This window comes from Streptomyces sp. NPDC030245, from assembly GCF_055572995.1.
Genome location: NZ_JBVICF010000004.1, coordinates 397,290 through 420,238, shown reverse-complemented (window position 1 = coordinate 420,238; position 22,949 = coordinate 397,290). Strand labels below are relative to the sequence as shown.

The following is a 22,949-nucleotide window of genomic DNA, read 5'->3' as shown; positions in this document are numbered from 1 at the left end:
CTGGCTGGTCAGCCGGTGCGGACCGCACCACGCTTCACTCGTTGGCCGCGCGCGGCCGGTCGCCGTCCTCGTACTGGTCGAAGAGCGGGGTGCGGCCGCGCTCACGTGCGCGCCGCGCGGACGCCGCCCGGCGCCTGTCGCTGCGGCCGCCGCCCGCGTCGGCGCCCTCGGTTCCGTCGATGTCCCCCGCGCCCGCGACCGGCCGCTCCCGCTCGGCCGCTCGCTCGGCGGCCGGCTCCGCCGTGCTCGACCGCACGGAGCTCCAGACGTCGGGCGCGCCCAGGTCGACGCTGCCGGTGGCGCGCGGGGCGACCGGCGCGGTCACGTACGTCGGCAGCGGTACCGGGACCGGGTCCCAGCTGTCACCGCGGCCGGGGCCGCGCTGCCGCTCGCGCTGCTGGTCGACCCACTCCGCGTGGTCGGTCTGCTCGACGAGGGCGCGGCGGTCCGCGGCGAGCGCGGAGAGCCCGGTCTCCGTCTCGGGCGCCGGCCCCTGTTGCGCCGCCCCGTCGGCGCCGCGCTCCGCGCCCGCGGGCCCGCGGCGGGGCTGCCGCTCGCGCAGCCGCTGCGCCGCGGCCTCGGCCCGACGCCGGTCCATCGTGTAGGTGAAGCGGCGCCGCTCCTGGCCGCGCAGATAGACGATGTACGCGCTGAGCAGCACGGCGGGCACGGCGGGCGCCCACAGGAAGGCGAGTCCGCCGACCGCGGCGACGACCGTGCCGGCCGTGAAGGCGAGGAAGAGGAGCACCGTCGTGCGGCGGCGCCGGGCGAGCACCTTGACGCGCCGGGCGCGCGCGGCGGCCTCCGCCGACGCGGCGCGCTGAGCGGGCGTGGGTGTGGGCCTGGCGGCCGGGTCCTTGGCGAGGGCCTGGGCGCGGGGTGCGGGGGTGCGTTCGGGCTCCCGCTCCCGCGCGCGTTCGGGTTCGCGCTCCGCCCGGTCGGGCCGGTCGGCCCGGTCGGGTCGGGAGGCCGCCGTGTCGGTCGGGGGCGCGACGAAGGACCGGACGTCCACCGAGCCGGTGATGACGTCCGGGTCGTCGAGCGACTCCCCTTCCTCGGGCGAGCGCGCTTGCAGGTCCCTGGCGTATCGGCGCTCCATCCCCGCCCGTCCGGACAGCAGCCGGATGGCGGTGCTGAAGCGTTCCGTCGGACGGGCTTCGTTCAGCTCGTCCTGCCTACGGAGCCACATCGGCACCAAGTAGGCGGCCCAGGCCCCGACGATGACTGCGTAGATGAGGCCGCTGCTGCTCACGCTCACACGGTAGAGGGGTTTGCATGAGGCCATCTGCCAATTGCGCCGGTGTGTCGCACGATCTGGCTGATATCTCGAACTTTTTTTGTGACTGATGTGATCAACGACGCGTCAGGAGCGGGAAATTAATGCCTGAGACAAGTCTCATACCCGTCGCAAACCTGCCTCGGACGGACCATCGGCGATCAATTTCGAACACATATTTCATTTACCGAGGCGGGTGGCCCGCTAGGCCGTGTTCCGAGGTCGCGCCTGGTGCCAGCGGCGCAACAACCCTTCCGGGACCTCTTCGGTCGTGAGCGCGAAGACGAGGTGATCCCGCCACGCGCCGTCGATGTGCAGATACCGCGGCCGGAGTCCCTCCTCGCGGAATCCGAGTTTCTCCACGACCCGTCGACTCGGCGTGTTCTCGGGGCGAATACAGACCTCGATACGGTGCAGTCCCACCGAGCGGAAGCAGTGGTCGACGGCGAGTGCCACGGCGGTCGGCATGACCCCGCGGCCCGCGACGGACTCGTCGACCCAGTAGCCGACGTGCCCCGAGCACATCGAGCCCCAGGTGATCCCCGCGACCGTCAACTGCCCGACGAGACGGCCCCGGTACTCGATGACGAAGGGCAGCATCCGGCCCGCGTTGGCCTCCGCGCGCAGATGGCGGACCATCTGACGGTACGTGGGGCGGTGCACGATCGGGCCGCTGGGCGTGGGCGGCGGGATCGTGGCCTCCCAGGGGCGCAGCCAGTCGCGGTTGCGCCGGTTGACGTCGCGCCAGGCCCGCTGGTCACGCATCTTTATGGGACGGAGGGCGATGTCGCCGTCCGTCAGCTCGACGGGCCAGGAGGAGCCGTTCAGCTCACACCCCCCGGCGGACCGGGATGGTCGCCGCCCCGCAGCTGGTCGACGGCGTGCCGCAGCAGCGGCTCCAGGACGGCGAGTCCGTCGCGTACGCCGCCGGTGGAGCCCGGCAGGTTCACGATGAGCGTCCCGCCCGCGACCCCGGCGAGCCCGCGCGACAGGACGGCGGTCGGGACCTTGTCCCTGCCGTACGCGCGAATCGCCTCACCGATGCCCGGCACCTCGTGGTCGATGACGCGGCGGGTGGCCTCGGGGGTGCGGTCGGTGGGCGAGATGCCGGTGCCGCCGGTGGTGAGGATGACGTCGTAACCGGCCTCGGCGCCCGCGCGCAGGGCCTGTTCGACGGGGTCACCGTCAGGAACGACCTGGGGACCGTCGACGGCGAAGCCGAGCGCGGTGAGCCCTTCGACGAGGATCGGACCGCCCCGGTCGGCGTAGACACCCGCGGCGGCACGGTTCGACGCGGTCACGACCAGCGCGCTGTACGGCGCGAGAAGGGCGCCGCCCGCCGAGGCCGAGGGGTCCAGTGCCGCCTGGGCCGCCGCATCGTCCTCCACGTGTGCGTGCCCGTCCCCCGCGCTCACGCCCCGGCTCCTTCCCGGCTCCACGTCCCCGACTTGCCGCCGGTCTTCTCCTCCACCCGTACGTCCGTGATGACGGCGCCCTTGTCGACGGCCTTCACCATGTCGACCACCGTGAGGGCGGCGACGCTCACCGCGGTGAGGGCTTCCATCTCGACGCCCGTGCGGTCCGTCGTCTTCACCGTGGCGAGGATCTCGACGGCGTCGTCCGCCACGGACAGGTCGAGCTTCACTCCGGAGACGGCCAGCGGATGGCAGAGCGGGATCAGGTCCGGCGTGCGCTTGGCGCCCATGATTCCGGCGATCCGCGCGGTGGCCAGGGCGTCTCCCTTCGGCACGCCCTCGCCGCGCAGCAGCTCGATCACGCGCGGCGAGACCAGGACACGGCCGCTGGCGCGGGCGGTGCGCGCGGTCACGTCCTTGGCGGAGACATCGACCATGCGGGCCGCGCCCGCCTCGTCGATGTGGGTCAGTCGCTGCTGGTCAGGGGCTCCGGGGGTGTCCCCCCGGGAAATCGCGGTCATGTGCTTGGCGCTCCCGGTCCGGGCTCCGCGCGGTGCGGCGCGCGGGCCTGTTGTGCGCGACACGGTACCGCGCGGGCGGCCTGCTCAGCCGAGCAGGACCACCTCGACGTCCGTGCCCGGCTCCACCGAGGTGGTGTCCTCGGGGACGACGATCAGCGCGTCCGCGTGGGCGAGGGCGGCGATCAGATGCGAGCCGGACCCGCCGACGGGCACGACCTCGCCGGCCGCCGCGTCGTACCGCCCCCGGAGGAACTGGCGGCGGCCCTCCGGCGAGCGCAGCGCCTCGTCCGACACCAGCTTCGCGCGCGTGGCGGGTCTGCGGACCTCCGGGAGGCCCATGAGGGTGCGGATCGCGGGGCGCACGAACAGCTCGAACGAGACGTACGAGGAGACGGGGTTGCCCGGCAGCGCGAGGAGCGGGGTGTGGTCGGGGCCGATGGAGCCGAACCCCTGCGGCTTGCCGGGCTGCATGGCGATCTTGCGGAACTCGACGCCGCCGCCCGCTCCGATGCCGTCCTCCGCGTCCGGGTCGCCGATGGAGGTCAGCGCCTCCTTCACGACGTCGTACGCGCCGACGCTGACGCCGCCGGTGGTGACGACGAGGTCGGCGCGGATCAGCTGGTCCTCGATGGTGGAGCGCAGTGTCTCCGCGTCGTCGGCGACGGCACCGACGCGGTAGGCGATGGCTCCGGCGTCGCGGGCGGCGGAGGTGAGGGCGAAGCTGTTGGAGTCGTAGATCTGGCCGGCCGCCAACTCCTCGCCGGGCTGGATTAGTTCGCTGCCGGTGGACATGACGACCACGCGCGGGCGGGGGCGGACCCGCACCGTGCCACGGCCGATCGCGGCGAGCAGGGCGATCTGCGGGGGGCCGAGGACGGTGCCCGCGGACAGGGCACGGTCGCCCGCCCGGACGTCGCTGCCCCGCTCCCGCACGTGCGCGCGCGCCTCGGCGGGGCGGTGCACGCGGACCTCTCCGGAGGCGCCCTCGGGGGCGGCGCTGTGGGCCCGCATCCCGGCGACGGGGCCCTCGCCCAGACCGCCGTCGGTCCACTCCACGGGGACGACGGCCTCGGCGCCGGGGGGCAGCGGGGCGCCGGTCATGATGCGGGCGGCCTGGCCCGCGCCGACGGTGGGCTGCTCGCCCGCGCCCGCGGCGACGTCGCCGATGACCGTCAGGACGGCGGGGAACTCCTCGCTCGCGCCCGCGAGATCGGCGACCCGCACCGCGTAACCGTCCATGGAGCTGTTGTCGAAGGGCGGCAGCGAGACGGGCACCGTGACGTCCTCGACCAGGACGCAGCCCTGGGCGTCGAGGAGTTGGAGCTCGATCGGTTCGAGCGGGCGGACGGTCGCGAGGATGTCGTCCAGATGCTCTTCCACCGACCAGAACTCGCTCCGGCCGGTGGTCGGTGTCGTCGTGCTGCTGCTCAAAGTGCTACATCTCCTCGGTGACGTAACTGCGAAGCCAGGCCTGGAAGTCCGGGCCCAGATCTTCACGTTCGCACGCGAGTCTGACAATGGCACGCAGATAGTCGCCGCGGTCACCGGTGTCATAGCGGCGGCCCTTGAAGACCACGCCGTGCACCGGGCCGCCGATCTTCTCGTCGGCCGCGAGCTGCTGGAGGGCGTCGGTGAGCTGGATCTCGCCGCCGCGGCCCGGCTCGGTCTTGCGCAGCACGTCGAAGACGGCGGGGTCCAGGACGTAGCGGCCGATGACCGCGTAGTTCGACGGGGCGTCCGCGGCGTCGGGCTTCTCGACCAGGCCGGTGACCTTGACGACGTCGCCGTCCTCGGTGGCCTCGACCGCCGCGCAGCCGTAGAGGTGGATCTGCTCGGGGGCCACCTCCATGAGGGCGATGACGCTGCCGCCGTGCCGCTCCTGGGTCTCGACCATGCGGGCGAGGAGCGGGTCGCGCGGGTCGATGAGGTCGTCGCCGAGGAGCACGGCGAACGGCTCCCTGCCGACGTGCGGTGCGGCGCACAGGACGGCGTGACCGAGCCCCTTGGGGTCGCCCTGGCGCACATAGTGCATCGTCGCGAGGTCGCTGGACTCCTGGACCTTGGCGAGGCGGGCCTCGTCGCCCTTCTTCAGGAGGGCCGACTCCAGTTCGTAGTTGCGGTCGAAGTGGTCCTCCAGGGGGCGCTTGTTGCGGCCCGTGATCATGAGGACGTCATCGAGACCCGCGGAGGCGGCCTCCTCGACCACGTACTGGATCGCCGGCTTGTCGACGACCGGCAGCATCTCCTTGGGGGTCGCCTTGGTGGCCGGCAGGAAGCGTGTGCCGAGGCCCGCCGCGGGGATGACCGCCTTGGTGATCCGGGCGTGGGGGGGCTGAGACTCAGTCATGGCGCCCACCATATCCGGTGCCTATGTGCGGAATCTGTGGGTCCAGATAATTTCTCGGCATATGCGCCGACCAGGAAGGATTTGTGTGATCCCCATGAGCCGAACCGACGGAACCGCGGCAGGCGGCCAGCCAACCAAGCGGACGTTGCGGCGAGACCTCCTCGCGGTGAGAAGCGGGTTGACTGAGGGTGACGTGCGGAAGGCGGCCGCGCTCCTCGCCGACCGCGCGCTGGAGCTGCCCGAGCTCGCCGGCGCGCGGACCGTCGCGGCGTACGTCTCCGTGGGGAGCGAGCCCGGCACCCGCGCACTGCTCGACGCCCTCCACGCGCGCGGGACCCGCGTCCTGCTCCCCGCGCTGCTCCCGGACAACGACCTGGACTGGGGCGCGTACGACGGGGCCGGCTCGCTCGTCCGCGTGCGGCATCAGGGAAAGATCGAGCTGCTGGAGCCCTCGGGCGCGCGCCTGGGGCCCGATGCCGTCCTGGAGGCGGACACCGTGCTGCTGCCGGGGCTCGCCGTGGACGCGCGCGGGATGCGGCTCGGGCGGGGCGGCGGATCGTACGACCGGGTCCTCGCCCGCCTGGAGCGCGCGGCCGCCGATCCCGCTCTCGTGGTGCTCCTGTACGACTCCGAAGTGGTCGCCCACCTCCCCGAAGAGGCACACGACCAGCCGGTGCACGCCGTCGTGACCCCGTCGGGGACACGCCGCTTCCGCTGAGGTCCGGGGCCGCCGCCCGGCCTCCTGAACGACCGAAAGGGCCCTCCACGCGTGCGTGGAGGGCCCTTTCAGGATGTGCCGTGCGCGGCCGTCAGGGGCGCAGCACCAGCTTGTCGCTCGTGCTGCCCTCGACCGCCTTGTCCGAGTAGGCCCACGGCAGGAGTTCGCCCTTGGCCCACTTGTCGGTCTGGTCGGTGTAGTGCGCGTTGTACGCGTGCCCCGAAGCGCCGGTGAGGTTGATCCACTTGGACTTGTCGAGGTCCTTGAGGTTCACCACCATCCGCATCGACGGCACCCAGAGCACTCCGTAGCCGCCGGCCGCGTTCCAGCCGGTCGCGTTGACCGCGGCCTCGCCGCCGCCGAGCTTCCACGGGCCGCGGTTGAGTACGAACTGGAGCCAGCCGGGGCCTTCGGTGCCGAGCGTCTGGTTCTTCAGCGTGAGCCGGTGCAGGCGGCCCCAGCTCCAGGTGTCGATGTCCTTGCCGAGCTTGGCCGTCAGGTCCCAGCGCGCGTCCTCAAGGGCCCGCGCGAACAGCTGGTCGCGGGTCTTGGTCTCCTTGTCGGTGCGGGTCCCCGGCGACTTCCACCAGGCATTGGTCTCGTCGTCGATGATCTTGCGGATCACCTCGTAGTAGCGGTCGCCGCCGTCCGGCTGGGCCGAGTCCGCGTCGCGCTCACCGCACTCGCGCACCTTCTTGCCCTCGTCGGCGGGGCCGGTGTTGCCGGCCGGCTCGACGCTCAGGCACTGCCCCTTGACGCGCAGCTCCTTGGGGAGCTTGTTGCCGAAGGCCAGCTTGAGGATGTTGCGCCAGACCGAGTTGAAGTAGGCGGCGGCCGCCGAGTCGGCGTCCTGGGTGTAGTCCCAGCCTTCGAGGAGCTTCTGCGCCTCGCGGACGTACTTGTCCTTGACGTCGATCTTCAGCAGCTTGGGCACGAGCAGCTTGGCGATCTCGCTGCTGTTGTCCATCTGCATGAGGCGCATGTCCTCGGTGGAGATCTTGCCGCCGTTCTTGATCTTCGACTGGATGAGGTCGTCGATCCGCTGGCTGCGCGCTCCGTAGCCCCAGTCCGAGGTGAGCTTGTACGGGTACTTGTCGCTGATCACGGCCTGGTTGGCGGTGACGATGTAGCCGCGCTTCGGGTTGTACTCGTAGGGCAGCGCGTCCTGCGGGACGTAGCCGGTCCAGCGGTAGTCGCGGTCCCAGCCGGGCGCCGGGAGCGAGCCGTCGCCCTTGCCGCGCGTGGGGATCCTGCCGGGCGCCTGGTAGCCGATGTTGCCCTGGGTGTCGGCGTAGATCAGGTTCTGGGACGGCACCTCGAAGGAAGCGGCCGCCTTGCGGAACTCGGTGAAGTTCTTCGCCTTGTTGAGCTCGAAGACGGCGTCCATGGACTTGCCGGGGGTCAGCGCGGTCCAGCGCAGCGCCACTCCGTAGCCGTCGCCCCGGTCGGGGGCCGCGGTGTCGACGTGGGCCTTCTTGCCGACCTTGACCAGCTCGTCGTCGCGGTCGGAGATCAGCGGGCCGTTGTTGGTCTCGCGGACCGTGATCTTCTTCGACTTGCCGCCCGCGACCTTGATGGTCTCCTCGCGCGAGGTGAACGGCTTGACCTTGCCGTCGTACTGGTAGCCGTCCCCGGTGAACTTCTCCAGGTACAGGTCCGTGACGTCGGCGCCGAGGTTCGTCATGCCCCAGGCGATGTCCTTGTTGTGGCCGATGACCACGCCCGGCATGCCGGAGAAGGTGTAGCCCGAGACGTCGTACTGGCACTTCGCGGAGACCGACCGGCAGTGCAGGCCCATCTGGTACCAGACGGAGGGCAGCTGCGGCGCCAGGTGCGGGTCGTTGGCGAGGAGCGGCTTGCCGGTGATGGTGTGGTCACCGGAGACGACCCAGGAGTTCGAGCCGATGCCGTTGCCGTTCGGGCCGAGGATGGCCGGGACCTCGTCCAGGGCGCCGGAGAGGCCGTTGAGCTGCGACTGAAGCCCGTCGGGGGCCTGCGTGCCGCCCGCGAGACCGGAACCGGCCGTGCCGCCGGTCCCGCCCGTGCCCGTGCCCGTGCCGGAGCCCGTGCCGTTTCCGGAGCCCGTACCGGTGCCGGTGCCGCCTGTGCCCGTGCCCGTACCGGTGCCCGCGCCTCCGGTGCCGGTCTGCGTGTCGGAGGCCGTGGCGTCGGGGTCGTACTCCTCGGTGACGCTGTTGTAGGCGCCCTCGCGGACGATCGGCTTGTTCCGCTTGTACGGGTACTCCGGGTACAGGTCCTTGATCTGCGACGGGCCGAGGCGGCTCGTCATCAGGGAGCGGTCGATCTCGTCCTGCATGTTGCCGCGCAGGTCCCAGGCCATGGCCTTGAGCCAGGCCACGGAGTCGACCGGGGTCCACTCCTGCGGCTTGTAGTCGTTCTTGAAGCCGAGGGCCGCGTACTCGACGGAGATGTCCTTGCCGTCCTTGCCGGCGAGGTAGGCGTTGACTCCCTTGGCGTACGCCTGGAGGTATTTCTTCGTCTCCGGCGAGAGCTTGGAGTCGTACTCCTTCTTCGCCACCCGGTGCCAGCCGAGCGTGCGCAGGAATTCATCGGTCTTGACCTGGCTCTTGCCGAACATCTCGGAGAGCCGCCCGGAGGTCATATGACGACGGACGTCCATCTCGTAGAAGCGGTCCTGCGCCTGGACGAAACCCTGGGCCATGAAGAGGTCGGCGTCGGAGTCGGCGTAGATCTGCGGGATTCCGTTCCCGTCCCGCTTCACCTCGACGTTGCCCGAGAGGCCGTCGAGCTTGATCGTTCCCTTGGTCTGCGGGAAGGAGGCGCGCACGGTGCTGATGCTCCAGTACGCGCCGAAGCCGATGCCTCCGACGATGGCCAGGACCAGGACGATCACGACGAGTCGGGCTCGGCGCCCCTTCTTCTTGCCGGACTTATGACCGGAAGAGGCAGTGGTGTTGGAGGGCATCGCTGTCCTTGCTGTCCTTACGCGAGCGGCAGGGCGGGCTGTGCTGTCGACTTGGGCGGCTCTGGGAGCGCAGGAGCAACCATAGGCGCAGGGCGTTCCGGCTCCGGACGCGGAGTCAGGAACCCGGGCCTCCAAAGATCGAATATCCATTCGATCGCGTCAAGGAAGCGTTAACAATTAGGTAAGGTAACGAAGTACTCCTCCGTAGTGCTCGGCGTCCCGGTGGAGTACTCGGCTTCGCGGCGGAAGGAACGGCCCCTGACTGTCCACCACCTCAACCAGCTCCTGCTCGTCTGCTCGCTCGTCCTGCTCGTCGCCGTCGCGGCGGTCCGCATCTCGTCGCGCAGCGGGCTCCCCAGCCTGCTGCTGTACCTGGGCATCGGCGTCGCCATGGGCCAGGACGGCATCGGCGACGTCCACTTCAACAATGCCGAACTGACGCAGGTCATCGGCTATGCCGCCCTGGTCGTGATCCTCGCCGAGGGCGGCCTCGGGACGAAGTGGAAAGAGATCAGGCCCGCCCTGCCGGCGGCGGCCGTGCTCTCCACCGTCGGCGTCGCGGTGAGCGTCGGCATCACGGCCGCGGGCGCCCACTACCTCGTCGGCCTGGAGTGGCGGCAGGCGCTGATCATCGGCGCGGTGGTCTCGTCCACGGACGCGGCCGCGGTCTTCTCGGTGCTGCGGAAGGTGCCGCTCCCCTCCCGTGTGACGGGAATCCTGGAAGCGGAGTCGGGCTTCAACGACGCCCCTGTGGTGATCCTCGTCGTGGCGTTCTCCACGGCGGGACCGGTGGACGACTGGTACGTACTGATCGGCAAGATCGCCCTGGAGCTGGCGATCGGAGCCGCGATCGGCATCGCGGTCGGCTGGCTCGGCGCCTACGGCCTGCGGCACGTGGCACTGCCCGCCTCCGGCCTCTACCCCATCGCCGTCATGGCGATCGCCGTCACCGCGTACGCCGCGGGTGCCATGGCGCACGGCAGCGGCTTCCTGGCCGTCTACCTCGCCTCGATGGTGCTCGGCAACGCCAGGCTGCCGCACTGGCCCGCCACCCGCGGCTTCGCCGAGGGGCTCGGCTGGATCGCGCAGATCGGCATGTTCGTCCTGCTGGGCCTGCTCGTCACGCCGCACGACCTGCTGGACGACACCTGGCACGCGATCCTCATCGGCCTGGTCCTGACCGTGGTGGCGCGCCCCCTGGAGGTCGTGCTCAGCCTGCTGCCGTTCCGCACGCCGTGGCAGGAGAAGGCGCTGCTGTCCTGGGCGGGCCTGCGCGGCGCCGTGCCCATCATCCTGGCCACCATCCCGATGGTGAGCGGCGTCGAGGACAGCCAGCGCATCTTCAACATCGTCTTCGTCCTGGTCGTCGTCTACACCCTCGTGCAGGGCCCCACGCTGCCCTGGCTGGCCAGGAAGCTGCGGCTCGGCGACGGCGCGGAGGCCGCCGACCTCGGCATCGAGTCGGCGCCGCTGGAGCGCCTCCAGGGGCACCTGCTTTCGGTGGACATCCCCAAGGGCTCCCGCATGCACGGCGTCGAGGTGGGCGAGCTGCGGCTGCCCCAGGGCTCGGCGGTCACGCTGGTCGTCCGCGACGGAGAATCGTTCGTGCCGCTGCCGACGACGGTGCTGCGCCGCGGCGACGAGCTCCTGGTGGTGGCGACGGACCCGGTGCGGGACGCGGCCGAGCGGCGGCTGCGCGCGGTCGGCCACGGCGGAAAGCTGGCCGGTTGGCTGGGAACCGACGGAGAAAAACACCAATCGTAGGTGGCGGGGGTCTCATCGGCTGCGAATACAGGGGCTGATGGGACGTTCCCCTGTACGATAAAGGCACCAGATCGAACCAACTCTGCCTGAAGCAGAGCTGGCGCGACCGTATGGCGGCCGAGGCACCCCCGCAGTGGAGCCCGGCATCTACCGCAGTTCCGCGCAAGAGGACAGCTCTCGGCGTCGTCGCCCCACCAGGGCGACCGCTACCAGGCGGCAGAAAGGCACGGGCCGTGGCATCCACGGTCACCGAATCCCGCCCGGGTTACGGACAGCTCCTGCGCACCCCTCGCGCATGGACGTTCCTGCTCCCCGGCTTCGCGGCGCGACAGCCGTTCGCGATGCTGACCATCTCCATCGTCCTGCTGGTGCAGCACACCACCGGCTCGTACGGTGCCGCGGGCGCCGTCTCGGCCGTCACCGGCGTCTCCATGGCGCTCTTCGCCCCCTTCAGCGGCAAGCTCGCCGACCGGTTCGGGCAGCGCGCCGTCCTGCTGCCCGGCGTGCTCGTCCACTCCGCGTCCGTCGTCACGCTGACGGTCCTCGCGCTCTCCGACGCCCCCTTGTGGGCGCTCTTCGTGGCCGCCGTGCCCGCGGGCGCGTCGACGCCGCAGATCGGCCCCATGGTGCGGGCCCGCTGGGGCGTCAAGCTCCAGGGCACCCCCCTGGCCACCACCGCGGCCGCCTTCGAGTCGGTCACCGACGAGCTGACCTTCGTCCTCGGCCCCCTCCTCGCCACCGCCCTGTGCACCGGTATCTCGCCCTCCGCGGGTCTCCTCACCGAGGCCGGGCTCACCCTGGTGGGCGGTCTGCTCTTCGCCGCGCAGAAGAGCACCCAGCCGAAGCCGTCCGCACACGACGACGCCCACGCGCGCGTGGAGCACGTCTCGGCGCTCCGCATCCCCGGAGTGCGGGTCCTGATCGTCACCTTCCTCGGGATCGGCGCCGTCTTCGGCGGCATGCAGGTCTCGCTGGCCGCCTTCACCGAGTCGATCGGCGAGCCCGGCCTGAACGGCGTCCTGTACGGCACGTTCGCGGCGGGCAACATGCTCTCCGGTGTCGCCTGCGGTGCCATCGCCTGGAAGATCTCGCCGCAGCGCCGGCTCCTCGTCGGATACGCGGCACTGACCCTGATGGCCTCCGGACTGTGGGCCGCGCACTCCGTGCCGCTGCTCGCCGGCCTCGGCCTGCTGGTCGGCGTCTGCATCGCGCCCGCGCTGATCACCGGCTACACGCTGGTCGACAAGCTGGTCGCGCCGACCGGCCGCACGGAGGCCTTCACCTGGCTGACCGGCGCGGTCGCGCTCGGGCAGGCGGCGGCCGTCACGGTCGCCGGACAGCTGGAGGACCGCCTCTGGGACGGGGCCGGATTCCTGGTCCCGCTGGGCGGCACGGCGCTGGCCCTCGTGGTCCTCGTGACGCTGCGCTCGCGGCTCGCCCCCAAGACCCCGGGCCGCACCGTGGCACGTGGCGTCGGTCACCGCGTGCCGGTGTCAGTGGACTGATCCCGCGGAATACGTCACTATGGACCGTCGTTAGCACTCATCGAGTGAGAGTGCCAGGAGGAAGCAAGTGCCGACGTACCAGTACCAGTGCACCGAGTGCGGCGAGGGCCTCGAGGCGGTGCAGAAGTTCACCGATGACGCCCTGACCGTATGCCCCAACTGCGACGGACGCCTCAAGAAGGTGTTCTCGGCGGTCGGCATCGTCTTCAAGGGCTCCGGCTTCTACCGCAACGACAGCCGCGGTTCGTCGTCGAGCAGCACCCCGGCGAACGCGTCGTCGAAGTCGGCGTCGTCGTCCGACTCCTCGGCCTCGAAGGCTTCGTCGTCTTCGTCGTCCTCCTCGTCCTCGGACTCCAAGTCGTCCGGCTCCTCCTCGGCGTCCGCGTCGAGCTCGGCCGCGTAGGACTTCCCGCAGGTTCTTCTGTTTCTTCCGTGTGACCCCGCCGTCCCGTGACGGCGGGGTCGTCGGCGTGTGCCCGCCCGGCTACTGTGCGGGCCATGGTGCACACGGCGGAGGCGAGCGGCGCGCGGGCCGAGATCGGCGTGATCGGCGGCTCCGGCTTCTACTCCTTCCTGGACGACGTGACCGAGACGCGGGTCGACACTCCCTACGGAGCCCCGAGCGACTCCCTCTTCCTCGGTGAGGTCGCCGGGCGGCGCGTCGCCTTCCTGCCCCGGCACGGCCGCGGCCACCACCTGCCGCCGCACCGCATCAACTACCGCGCCAACCTCTGGGCACTGCGCTCCGTCGGCGTACGGCAGGTGCTCGGGCCGTGCGCGGTCGGCGGCCTGCGCCCCGAGTACGGGCCGGGCACCCTCCTGGTGCCCGATCAGCTCGTGGACCGCACCCTGACGCGTGCGCAGACGTACTTCGACGGCGTACCGCTGCCCGACGGCAGCGTGCCGAACGTCGTGCACGTCTCGCTCGCCGACCCGTACTGCCCCGCGGGCCGCGGAGCCGCGCTCAGGGCCGCCCGCGGCCGCGCCTGGGAGCCGGTGGACGGCGGGACGCTGGTCGTGGTCGAGGGGCCGCGCTTCTCGACCCGGGCGGAATCACGCTGGTACGCGGAGCAGGGCTGGGCGGTGGTGGGCATGACCGGCCACCCCGAGGCGGCGCTCGCCCGCGAACTGGAGCTCTGTTACACGTCGCTGACGCTCGTCACCGATCTGGACGCGGGCGCGGAGACCGGCGAGGGCGTCTCGCACGACGAGGTCCTGCGGGTCTTCGCGGCCAATGTGGACCGGCTGCGGGACGTGCTGTTCGACGCGGTGGCGGGGCTGCCGCGGGGCGACGGGGGGCGGGAGTGCGGGTGCGCGGGGGCGTTGGGCGGGGTGGATCCGGGGATCCGGCTGCCGTGAGGGGCTTGGCCCGACCGGCCGGCGACACGTTCTTGGGCCGCCCGGTCGGCGACACGTTCTTGGGCCGCACGGCTGGCGACACGTTGTGGAACTCCCCCTTCGGGTGAGGGAATTGTCCACAACCGGTGAGTAGTCCACGGGGCTCAGCGAGGATCGGCGCGGGCCTGCATCGTGGGAGCGGAAGCACAGCTCCTCGCACCGCAGGCGGTGGTTGTCGTGACGCACGTACCTCCTCAGACCCGACCGGCAGACGGACACCCGGTCCCCCACTTCCCGCCCGTGCGGGTGCGCGGCGGCCACCCGCGGCTGCGCCGGCTGCTGCGGCACAGACGTCGGGCGATGGCCGTGGGGCTCGCGATGACCGCCGCCGCCCTCGCGGCCACGGCACCGCGCGACGCGGCCCGGCCGCAGGAGACCGCGTCCGCCGCGGAGCCGGTGGAGGCGGCGGGAGCGGCGGGAGCGGTCGGGCCCACTGTGGCGGCGCCCGTGCGGATCGCGGACGCGGAGGCGGCGCGGCTGTTGCGTCCCGGCGACCGGGTGGATGTGGTCGCCGCCGAGGGGTCGCCCGGCGAGGGGAAACCGCGTGTGGTGGCGGCGGGAGCGCGGGTGACCGAGGTGCCCGATCCGGGAAGCTCGGGGGAAGGCGCTGCCGAGAGCGGTGCGCTGGTGGTGTTCTCCGTTCCCAGGGACACGGCGGCGCGGCTGGCCGGGGCCGGGGCGAGCACGCGTCTCGCGGTGACCCTGCCATGAAGCGGAACGTTCACGATCGCACTGACAGCCTGTCAAGTAACTCATTCGTGCGGGACGATTGGACAGGTCCGCCATGGCCTCACGTAGGTTGCGAAGTTGTTTGTCCAGCAACCCGCACATGCAACGAAAGGCCTCGTGGTGAGCGAGAAGAAGGAACCGGGCGTCTGGGAGGGCTTCAAGGCCTTCCTGATGCGCGGCAACGTCGTCGACCTGGCGGTCGCGGTGGTCATCGGCGCCGCGTTCACGAACATCGTGAACTCGGTGGTCAAGGGTGTCATCAACCCGCTGGTCGGCGCCTTCGGGACGAAGGACCTCGATCACTACAGCTCGTGCCTGAAGGCTCCGTGCGAGGTGAACGCCGCGGGCGAGGTCACCAAGGGAATCCCGATCATGTGGGGTTCCGTGCTCAGCGCGGTCCTCAGCTTCGTGATCACCGCGGCCGTCGTGTACTTCCTGATGGTGCTGCCGATGGCCAAGTACCTCGCGCGGGTCGCGGCCAAGCGGGCCGAGAGGGAGGGCACGAAGGAGGTCATCGAGGTCACCGAGCTGGAGGTGCTCAAGGAGATCCGCGACGCCCTGGTGGCGCAGCGCGGCTCGGGGCACCGCGAGGAGTAGCGCGGGTCCGCAGGTGGTGGGCTCAGAGGCAGTGGGCTCAGAGACGGTGGGCTCAGAGGTGGTGCGGCGGCTTCTCGTCGAGGAAGCGCGCCAGGTCGGCGGCGCTGTCGCCGCCGGTCTCGGCCCGCTCGCCCCACCCTCGGTCCGTGTCGTCCGAGGACTGCTGCGACAGCGGGTCGTCGAAGACCAGCTTGTGCTTCGCCTTGGGCTTCGGCTCGTCCGGATCGCGCGGTTCCTCGTCCGGATCGCGCGGTTCGGGGGCGGGGGCGGTACTCATGCCTCCAGAGTACGTCGGCCGGACCAGGCCGCCCGGATCAGCCGGCCTTGCGGCGGCCCGGCGGCTCCCGGTCGGTGATGGATCTGCCGGGGCGGTAAGGCGCCGGCAGGGCTTCGGGCCCCGGGCGCTGCGGCGCCCGGGTGGCAGCGCCGTGCCGCGCGCCGCAGCGGCCCGGTCCGGCGTACCCGTTCTGCTGTTGTGGAGGGATGACCTCCACTTCTCCCTCGCCCCCGCCGCACACCGGGCCGCCCGCCGCCCCGAAGCCGCTGCGGCCGCTCCTGCCCCGCGGGCGCGACGAGGAGCACCGCGCCGCGACACCGCTGGAGCTCTTCTTCGACCTCTGCTTCGTCGTGGCAGTCGCGCAGGCCGGCGCCGAGCTGGTGCACGCCGTCGCCGAGGGGCACGCGGGCGAGGGCGTCCTCAACTACGCGATGGTCTTCTTCGCGCTGTTCTGGGCGTGGGTCAACTTCTCGTGGTTCGCCTCGGCGTACGACAACGACGACGTGCTGTACCGCGTGGTCACGCTGGTCCAGATCGCCGGTGTGCTCGTCTTCGCCGCCGGGGTCTCCAAGGCCTTCGACGAGCACGACTTCCTCCTGGTCTGGCTCGGCTACCTGATCATGCGGATCGCGCTCACCACGCAGTGGCTGCGGGTGGCCGGGGCGGCGACGGGTGCCGAGCGCGGCACGGCCCTGCGGTACGCGTGCGGTGTGCTGCTCTGCCAGGTCGGCTGGTCGGGGCTGCTGTTCCTGCCGGAGGGCGCCCGGCCCTGGCTGTTCCTCGTGATGGCGGTGGCGGAGCTGTGCGTGCCGGTGATCGCGGAGCGCTCGTACACGACGGCCTGGCACCCGCACCACATCTCCGAGCGGTACGGCCTGTTCACCATCATCGTGCTCGGCGAGACCATCGCGGCGGCGACCGTCGCCGTGAAGTCGGGGATCGAGGAGAACGACGCGCTGGACGAGCTGCTGCCCATCGCCGCGGGCGGCCTCCTCATCGTCTTCGCCGCGTGGTGGATCTATTTCGTGGTGCCCATCCACGGGCGGCTGGCCGGCAACCGGCAGGCGTTCCTGTGGGGTTACGGCCATTACGTGATCCTCGGCTCGGCCGCGGCGATCGGTGCCGGGATCGAGGTGGCGGTCGAGCAGGCCGTCGGCAAGGCGCACATCTCGACGTCGGCCGCGTCCGCCGCGGTGACCGTGCCGACGGCGCTCTATCTGTTCACCGTGTGGGCGCTGCACTCGCGCTACTACAAGGTGGGGACGGCGCAGCAACTGGTGTTGCCGGTCAGTACGTTGGCGGTGCTCGCGAGTACGTTCGCGGGCCGCTGGGCGGTGCTGGTGGCCGGGCTCGTGACGGCGGCGACGGTCGCGACGGGGGTGACGCTCACCACGCGTGCGGGGCGGAGCTCATGAGAGGCGGCGCGTGGTACGCATCGGGGCATGACTACTGACTCCCTGACAGATGTCGCGGGGCTCCGCGTCGGCCATGCCACACGGGTGGGCGACGGGTGGCTGACCGGCACGACCGTGGTCCTGGCCCCCGAGGGCGGGGCGGTCGCCGCCGTGGACGTGCGCGGTGGCGGGCCCGGCACCCGGGAGACGGACGCTCTCGATCCGCGCAATGTGGTGCGGCGCGTCGAGGCCGTCGTCCTCACCGGCGGCAGTGCTTACGGCCTGGACGCCGCGGCCGGGGTGGTGGCGTGGCTGGAGGAGCGGGGGCGGGGGGTGCGGGTGGGCCCCGATCCCTCCCACGTCGTGCCCGTCGTCCCGGCGGCCTGCGTCTTCGACCTGGGCCGGGGCGGCGACTTCAAGGCCCGCCCGGACGCGGCGACCGGCCGGGCGGCCGTCGAGGACGCGGCGCGCACCGAGCCGTTCACCGCTGTCGTGGAGGGGAGCGTGGGGGCGGGCACCGGCGCGGTGGTCGGGAGTGTCAAGGGCGGTGTCGGCAGCGCGAGCGTCCGGCTCGGCTCGGGGATCACGGTCGCCGCGCTGGTCGTGGCGAACGCCGCGGGGTCGGGGATCGATCCGGGGACGGGGGTGCTGTACGGGCGGTACTTCGAGGGGCGGCCGGTGCGTTATCCCGCGCCCGAGGTGCACGAGGAGGCGCGGCGGCGCCTCGCCGAGGCCGCCGCGGAGAACGGCACGCCACCGCTGAACACCACGCTCGCCGTGGTCGCCACCGACGCCGAACTCACCAAGGCGCAGGCGCAGAAGCTGGCCGGCACCTCGCACGACGGTATGGCGCGCGCGGTCCGGCCCGTGCATCTCCTCAACGACGGGGACACGGTCTTCGCCCTCGCCACCGGGGAGCACGCCCTGCCCGCCGAGAAGCCGCTCGCCCTCAACGAGATCCTCGCAGCGGGCGCGGACGTGGTGACGGCGGCGATCACGCGGGCGCTGCTCGCGGCCCATTCCGTGAAGACGCCTGGCGGCACCTTCCCCGCGTACGTCGACCTCTACGAGCCCTCCGGGAAATAGCCCAAAGAGCCCCAAAAGGCCCCACAGCGCCGCCTGTTGGGCTCACCGAGTGTGCTCACTCTCACACTGACCGGAGGGAACCTATCCGCGCACAGGAACGCTCTTAACCCGTACTGGATCAGAACACGTAACTTGATCAGAAAACGTACTTGGAGCAGCCCGTGACAAGGTCGGTCATAGTCAACCCCCGGCGCCGTGCCCTGCTGGCCGCCACCGCGCTCGCCGCTGTGGGCGCGCTGACCCTCACGGCCTGCGGCGGCGACGCCGACGCCAACGACGACAAGAAGAGCGGAAACTCGGCGGCCGCCAAGGGCGCGGACATCACCATCTCGTCCAAGGACGGCGCCACCGACGCCTCGATCAACGCCACCGGTGTGAAGGTCAAGGGCGGCAAGCTGACGAGCGTGAAGATGACGTCGGTGACGTCCGGCGCCGCGGTCGAGGGCACCATCTCGAGCGACGGCACCAGCTGGAAGCCCAAGGCCCAGCTGGAGCGCGGCACGAAGTACAAGGTGACCGCCAACGCCAAGGACCCGAAGGGCAACGCGGCGACGGAGAACGCGACGTTCACCACCGTCTCCTCGGCCAACAGCTTCATCGGCAGCTACACGCCCGACGGCGGCACCACGGTCGGCGTCGGCATGCCGGTCTCCTTCAACTTCGACAAGCCGATCACGGAGAAGAAGGACGTCCAGTCCAACATCACCGTGTCGTCGAGCAGCGGCCAGAAGGTCGTCGGCCACTGGTTCGGCAACCAGCGCCTGGACTTCCGGCCCGAGGAGTACTGGAAGGCCGGCTCCAAGGTCACCATGAAGATCAACCTGGACGGCGTGAAGGGCGGGAACGGCATCACCGGCGTGCAGCACAAGACGGTCACCTTCACCGTCGGCCGCGCGCAGGTCTCCACCGTCGACGTCAAGGCCAAGAAGATGACGGTCGAGCGGGACGGCAAGGTCATCAAGACCATCCCGATCTCCGCGGGAAGCCCGTCGAACCCGACGTACAACGGCAAGATGGTCATCTCGGAGAAGTTCACCCAGACCCGGATGAACGGCGACACGGTCGGCTTCGGCGGTGAGTACGACATCAAGGACGTGCCGCACGCCATGCGCCTGTCCACGTCGGGCACCTTCATCCACGGCAACTACTGGGGCTCGCCGTCGATCTTCGGCAGCGCCAACACCAGCCACGGCTGTGTCGGCCTCCAGGACGCGCGCGGCGCGGGCGACCCGAACACCATGGGTGCCTGGTTCTACAACAACTCCCTGATCGGCGACGTCGTGTCGGTCACCGGCTCCCCCGACAAGACGATCGCCCCGGACAACGGCCTCAACGGCTGGAACATGTCCTGGAGCGAGTGGACGGCCGGCAGCGCGAGCTGACGCACCCACAGCCGACGCGTCACACCTGACGCACGCACAGCAGCGCCAACTGGGCGGGGCGCGCGGGAACTTCCCGGGCGGCCCGCCCGTTTTCCTGATCCCGGGCATCTTGCTCGCGCGTTTTCCCGTTCCCGGGCATGATGTCGGACCCAGGGGCTACGGTATGCACTCACCAGGTGACATGTAGCAACGCCGGGAGCAAGCCTTGAGCGTTCCGTACGACACTGCGTACGAGCCACCCGAGTCGCCCGAGCCACACTCTCCGGAGGAGCACCTCGAGCGACTCCTCGGCCGTGCCCTGAACTCCTTCGACCTGCCGGACGAGGTCCTGGCCCGCCTGGGCTCGGCCCTCGCCCACGACAGCTCCCTGCACTCCGCGCACCACAGTTCGGGGCTGCACCGCGAGACATACAGACACACGTGGCTGCTCGCCGACGCCTCCGTGCTGACCCTCTGGGAGCTCGTCCACAACACCGCGCCGGGCAGCGCCCCGACCCACGAGGTCTACGCGGACGAGGAAGAGGCCGGCATCGCCACCTCACGGCTGCCGCTGCCGCCCGACCCGCCGGCGTGCGGCCGGCCCGTCGCGCTCCAGTTCCCGGCCGACTCCGAGCCCCGCCACACGTACGCTCCGGACGACTCCGCGGACCACGCGCGCCGGCTCCTGCGCCGCGCGGAGAACCCGGACGGCGACCGCCCCGACGAGAGCGTGGCACGGCTGCTGCGCGCGGCGTTCGCGCACCAGATCACCCAGGCCTTCGGCCGCCCCTGCCTGACCGGTGAGATCCGCACGTCCTTCTCGCTCTACGAGCACGCGTTCCTGCTTTTCGACGGCGGCGAGATCAGCCTGTGGGAGGTCGAGCACACGCTCACGCCCGACGGCCGGCACATGTGCGAGGTGTACGACAGCGAGGAGGCGGCCCGCGCCGCGATGGAGCGCAGGGCCCGCGACTGGACGGCGCGGAGGCGGAACAGTCCGGCCTCCTAGGGTCTGGGTTTGACGCACGCCCTAGGAGCGGCCGTCGCCGAAGTGCCGTACGAGGACGGCGAAGGCGTCCCGCTCGTCCGGCGTGAGCTCCACGGCCTCCGCGCGCGGCGGGCCCTGCTGGGCCGGCAGCGCGCGGAGCGAGGGACCGCGTAGAGAGGGGCCGTTGAGCGAAGGGGCGCCGACCGAAGGGGTGCCGAGCGAGGGAGCGCGGTGCGGTGCCTCCGCGTCGAAGCGGTCCTTGCGCATCATCCGCACCAGGCCGACGGCCCAGACGACGGTGGCCGCGGCGAGCACGGCCACGCCTATCTGCTGAACGATCGAGACATCCTGGAGCATGCGGCCCAGTAGACAACAGGGGTGGGGTCTTTCGACAGGGGGTAATAGGACTTAGGTCCCGAAGTGACGCAACTCGCACACTCCGGGACCCATTGCCCTGTTGGGCCCTTCAGACCGTCGCCGCCACCCGCTTCTCCGCGGACGCGCTCTCGTCGGCCGGACCCGAAGCCGTCGTCTTCCTGGCGCCCTTCAGCAGGACGACCACGGCCGTCGACACACAGACACCGGCAGCGACGGCGACCAGGTAGAGCAGGGGTTGGCCGATCAGCGGGACGACGAAGACACCGCCGTGCGGGGCGCGCAGCGTGCAGCCGAACGCCATCGACAGGGCTCCGGTGACCGCGCCGCCCGCCATGGACGCGGGGATGACGCGCAACGGGTCGGCCGCCGCGAACGGAATAGCGCCCTCCGTGATGAAGGAGGCGCCGAGGAACCAGGCGGCCTTGCCGTTCTCCCGTTCGGTCTTGGTGAAGAGACGGCCGCGGACCGTCGTGGCGAGCGCCATGGCGAGCGGCGGGACCATGCCGGCCGCCATTACCGCGGCCATGACCTTGAGGCTCCCGTCGGTCGGGTGGGCGAGGCCGCCGACGGCGAAGGCGTACGCCACCTTGTTCAGCGGGCCGCCGAGGTCGAAGCACATCATCAGGCCGAGGATGACGCCCAGGATGACCGCGTTGGCTCCGGAGAGGCCTTCCAGCCAGTCGGTCAGCGCGTTTTGCAGCGAGGCGATGGGCTTGCCGACGACGAGGAACATCAGGAAGCCGACCACCGCCGAGGAGATCAGCGGGATCACCACGACCGGCATGATGCCGCGCAGCACGGCCGGGATGCGCACCCGCTGGATGCCCATGACGACGGCGCCCGCGATCAGGCCCGCGGCGAGGCCGCCGAGGAAGCCGGCGTTGATATTGACGGCGACGGAACCGCCGACGAAGCCGGGGACCAGGCCCGGCCGGTCGGCCATTCCGTACGCGATGTAGCCCGCGAGGACCGGGACCAGGAAGGCGAAGGCGAGGCCGCCGATCTGGAAGAGCAGCGCGGCCCAGCTGGTGTGGTCCGTCCAGGCGAAGTGCTCGGCGACGGACGGCGCCTTGTCGATCTTCCAGCCGCCGATGGCGAAGCCGAGGGCGATCAGGAGGCCGCCCGCGGCGACGAAGGGGACCATGTAACTGACGCCGGACATCAGCCACTTGCGGAGCTTGGTGCCGTAGCCGTCGCCGCTGTCCCCGGCGTTGTCGACGGGCGAGGGGCCCGCGGGGGCGGTCGTGTCGCCACGGGCGGCCTTCTCCCGTACCTCCGCGATGAGTTCGGCGGGGCGGTTGATGCCGGCCTTCACTCCCACGTCGACGGTGGGCTTTCCGGCGAAGCGGTCCTTGTCGCGTACGGGGACGTCGTGCGCGAAGACGACGCCGTCCGCGGCGGCGATGACCTCGGGGTCGAGTCGGGTGAAGCCGGCCGACCCCTGCGTCTCGACGGTGATCTCCACGCCGACGTCGCGAGCCGCGTTTTCGAGGGACTCCGCGGCCATGTAGGTGTGCGCGATGCCCGTGGGGCAGGAGGTGACGGCGACGATGCGGAACGGCTGGACGGGGGCGCTTCCGGCTTCGGGCGCGGATTCGGCTTCGGGTGCGGATTCGGCTTCAGCTTCGGCTTCGGCTTCGGTTTCGGCTTCGGTTTCGGGGGTCTCGCCGCTGATCAGGGTCGCCGCCTCCGTGGCCGACTCCGCCGAGCGCAGCGCGGTCGTGAACTCCGCGTCCATCAGCTGCCGTGCCAGTGACGACAGGATCGTCAGGTGGGCGTCGTCCGCGCCCGCCGGGGCCGCGATCAGGAAGATCAGGTCGGCGGGGCCGTCCGGCGCGCCGAAGTCGATGCCGCGTGCGGAGCGGCCGAAGGCGAGGGTCGGCTCGGTGACGTGCGCGCTGCGGCAGTGCGGGATGCCGATGCCGCCGTCCAGGCCGGTCGGCATCTGCGCCTCACGGGCCGCGACATCGGCGAGGAACCCGTCCAGGTCGGTCACCCGCCCGAGAGCCACCATGCGTTCGGCGAGGGAGCGGGCCGCGGCTTCCTTGGTTTCGGCGGACAGGTCGAGTTCGAGGTCGACCAGGTCCGCGGTGATCATCTGAGTCATCGCGGGCTCCTTCGCACGCGTATCACCCGGCCGCCTGTGTCGGGCGGTGAGCGGAGGGGTGAGGGGATGAGGGGGACGGGAGTGGCTGGAGGTGTCGGTGTTGGTGCCGGTGCCGGTGTCGGTGCCGGTGCCGGTGCCGGT

The 22,949-nt window shown here is 71.2% G+C and carries 21 protein-coding genes; 11 read left to right on the top strand and 10 right to left on the bottom strand.

Features of this window, described 5'->3' with window-relative positions; all coding sequences use genetic code 11:
* Nucleotides 1-34: 34 nt before the first annotated feature.
* The 6 genes from sepX to galU form a co-directional block, all read right to left on the bottom strand.
* Entirely contained in the window at nucleotides 35-1,252 is a 1,218-nt protein-coding gene (gene sepX, locus ACZ4Z4_RS13890; RefSeq protein ID WP_468326587.1) for a divisome protein SepX/GlpR, read from the bottom strand.
* Nucleotides 1,253-1,480: 228 nt separating this feature from the next.
* Nucleotides 1,481-2,041, bottom strand: coding sequence for a GNAT family N-acetyltransferase (locus ACZ4Z4_RS13885; RefSeq protein ID WP_468326585.1), 561 nt, complete (start codon nucleotides 2,039-2,041; stop codon nucleotides 1,481-1,483).
* A gap of 59 nt (nucleotides 2,042-2,100) precedes the next feature.
* Nucleotides 2,101-2,634 (bottom strand): MogA/MoaB family molybdenum cofactor biosynthesis protein, encoded by a 534-nt coding sequence (locus ACZ4Z4_RS13880; RefSeq protein ID WP_468326885.1) that lies wholly within the window; start codon nucleotides 2,632-2,634, stop codon nucleotides 2,101-2,103.
* A 53-nt stretch (nucleotides 2,635-2,687) separates the two neighbouring features.
* A complete protein-coding gene (gene moaC, locus ACZ4Z4_RS13875) occupies nucleotides 2,688-3,212 on the bottom strand; it encodes a cyclic pyranopterin monophosphate synthase MoaC (RefSeq protein ID WP_362998686.1) in 525 nt (174 codons plus the stop codon).
* An 84-nt stretch (nucleotides 3,213-3,296) separates the two neighbouring features.
* Entirely contained in the window at nucleotides 3,297-4,643 is a 1,347-nt protein-coding gene (glp, locus tag ACZ4Z4_RS13870; RefSeq protein WP_468326584.1) for a molybdotransferase-like divisome protein Glp, read from the bottom strand.
* A 4-nt stretch (nucleotides 4,644-4,647) separates the two neighbouring features.
* Nucleotides 4,648-5,559, bottom strand: coding sequence for a UTP--glucose-1-phosphate uridylyltransferase GalU (galU, locus tag ACZ4Z4_RS13865; protein ID WP_468326582.1), 912 nt, complete (start codon nucleotides 5,557-5,559; stop codon nucleotides 4,648-4,650).
* 94 nt (nucleotides 5,560-5,653) lie between these two features.
* Here galU and ACZ4Z4_RS13860 point away from each other — a divergent pair, with 94 nt between their 5' ends.
* Nucleotides 5,654-6,277 carry a 5-formyltetrahydrofolate cyclo-ligase gene (locus ACZ4Z4_RS13860; protein ID WP_468326580.1) on the top strand — a complete coding sequence of 208 codons (624 nt, stop codon included), beginning with the start codon at nucleotides 5,654-5,656 and terminating at the stop codon, nucleotides 6,275-6,277.
* A 91-nt stretch (nucleotides 6,278-6,368) separates the two neighbouring features.
* On the opposite strand, the gene ACZ4Z4_RS13855 is transcribed toward ACZ4Z4_RS13860, so the two are convergent.
* Nucleotides 6,369-9,224, bottom strand: a complete 2,856-nt coding sequence (locus tag ACZ4Z4_RS13855; RefSeq protein ID WP_468326578.1) for a penicillin acylase family protein — start codon at nucleotides 9,222-9,224, stop codon at nucleotides 6,369-6,371.
* 207 nt (nucleotides 9,225-9,431) lie between these two features.
* On the opposite strand from ACZ4Z4_RS13855, the gene ACZ4Z4_RS13850 reads away from it, so the two are divergent.
* The 6 genes from ACZ4Z4_RS13850 (at nucleotide 9,432) to mscL (ending at nucleotide 15,217) form a co-directional block, all read left to right on the top strand.
* A complete protein-coding gene (locus ACZ4Z4_RS13850) occupies nucleotides 9,432-10,988 on the top strand; it encodes a potassium/proton antiporter (RefSeq protein WP_468326576.1) in 1,557 nt (518 codons plus the stop codon).
* A gap of 233 nt (nucleotides 10,989-11,221) precedes the next feature.
* On the top strand, nucleotides 11,222-12,493 hold the full coding sequence (locus ACZ4Z4_RS13845; protein ID WP_468326575.1) for an MFS transporter: 1,272 nt from the start codon (nucleotides 11,222-11,224) through the stop codon (nucleotides 12,491-12,493).
* 67 nt (nucleotides 12,494-12,560) lie between these two features.
* Nucleotides 12,561-12,896 (top strand): FmdB family zinc ribbon protein, encoded by a 336-nt coding sequence (locus ACZ4Z4_RS13840; RefSeq protein ID WP_468326573.1) that lies wholly within the window; start codon nucleotides 12,561-12,563, stop codon nucleotides 12,894-12,896.
* A 95-nt stretch (nucleotides 12,897-12,991) separates the two neighbouring features.
* Entirely contained in the window at nucleotides 12,992-13,852 is an 861-nt protein-coding gene (locus ACZ4Z4_RS13835; RefSeq protein WP_468326572.1) for an S-methyl-5'-thioadenosine phosphorylase, read from the top strand.
* Between the two features lie 216 nt (nucleotides 13,853-14,068).
* The gene (locus ACZ4Z4_RS13830; RefSeq protein WP_468326570.1) at nucleotides 14,069-14,602 is read left to right on the top strand and encodes a hypothetical protein; all 534 of its coding nucleotides are present in this window, start codon (nucleotides 14,069-14,071) and stop codon (nucleotides 14,600-14,602) included.
* A gap of 138 nt (nucleotides 14,603-14,740) precedes the next feature.
* The gene (mscL, locus tag ACZ4Z4_RS13825) at nucleotides 14,741-15,217 is read left to right on the top strand and encodes a large conductance mechanosensitive channel protein MscL (RefSeq protein WP_468326569.1); all 477 of its coding nucleotides are present in this window, start codon (nucleotides 14,741-14,743) and stop codon (nucleotides 15,215-15,217) included.
* Between the two features lie 52 nt (nucleotides 15,218-15,269).
* Here the strand turns inward: mscL and ACZ4Z4_RS13820 are convergent, their stop codons facing one another.
* Nucleotides 15,270-15,494, bottom strand: a complete 225-nt coding sequence (locus ACZ4Z4_RS13820; protein ID WP_468326567.1) for a hypothetical protein — start codon at nucleotides 15,492-15,494, stop codon at nucleotides 15,270-15,272.
* 206 nt (nucleotides 15,495-15,700) lie between these two features.
* On the opposite strand from ACZ4Z4_RS13820, the gene ACZ4Z4_RS13815 reads away from it, so the two are divergent.
* The 4 genes from ACZ4Z4_RS13815 to ACZ4Z4_RS13800 all read left to right on the top strand — a co-directional run bounded on the left by ACZ4Z4_RS13815 (nucleotide 15,701) and on the right by ACZ4Z4_RS13800 (nucleotide 20,344).
* Complete coding sequence (locus tag ACZ4Z4_RS13815) at nucleotides 15,701-16,909, top strand: low temperature requirement protein A (protein ID WP_468326566.1); 1,209 nt, start codon at nucleotides 15,701-15,703, stop codon at nucleotides 16,907-16,909.
* A 27-nt stretch (nucleotides 16,910-16,936) separates the two neighbouring features.
* On the top strand, nucleotides 16,937-17,974 hold the full coding sequence (locus ACZ4Z4_RS13810; protein ID WP_468326564.1) for a P1 family peptidase: 1,038 nt from the start codon (nucleotides 16,937-16,939) through the stop codon (nucleotides 17,972-17,974).
* Nucleotides 17,975-18,150: 176 nt separating this feature from the next.
* A complete protein-coding gene (locus ACZ4Z4_RS13805) occupies nucleotides 18,151-19,356 on the top strand; it encodes a L,D-transpeptidase (RefSeq protein ID WP_468326884.1) in 1,206 nt (401 codons plus the stop codon).
* 205 nt (nucleotides 19,357-19,561) lie between these two features.
* Nucleotides 19,562-20,344, top strand: coding sequence for a DUF6227 family protein (locus ACZ4Z4_RS13800; RefSeq protein WP_468326562.1), 783 nt, complete (start codon nucleotides 19,562-19,564; stop codon nucleotides 20,342-20,344).
* Nucleotides 20,345-20,365: 21 nt separating this feature from the next.
* Here ACZ4Z4_RS13800 and ACZ4Z4_RS13795 read toward each other — a convergent pair whose 3' ends face one another.
* Together ACZ4Z4_RS13795 and ACZ4Z4_RS13790 are read right to left on the bottom strand one after the other, a co-directional pair.
* Nucleotides 20,366-20,680 (bottom strand): hypothetical protein, encoded by a 315-nt coding sequence (locus ACZ4Z4_RS13795; protein ID WP_468326560.1) that lies wholly within the window; start codon nucleotides 20,678-20,680, stop codon nucleotides 20,366-20,368.
* Between the two features lie 109 nt (nucleotides 20,681-20,789).
* Complete coding sequence (locus ACZ4Z4_RS13790; protein ID WP_468326558.1) at nucleotides 20,790-22,808, bottom strand: PTS fructose transporter subunit IIABC; 2,019 nt, start codon at nucleotides 22,806-22,808, stop codon at nucleotides 20,790-20,792.
* Between the last annotated feature and the right edge of the window lie 141 nt (nucleotides 22,809-22,949).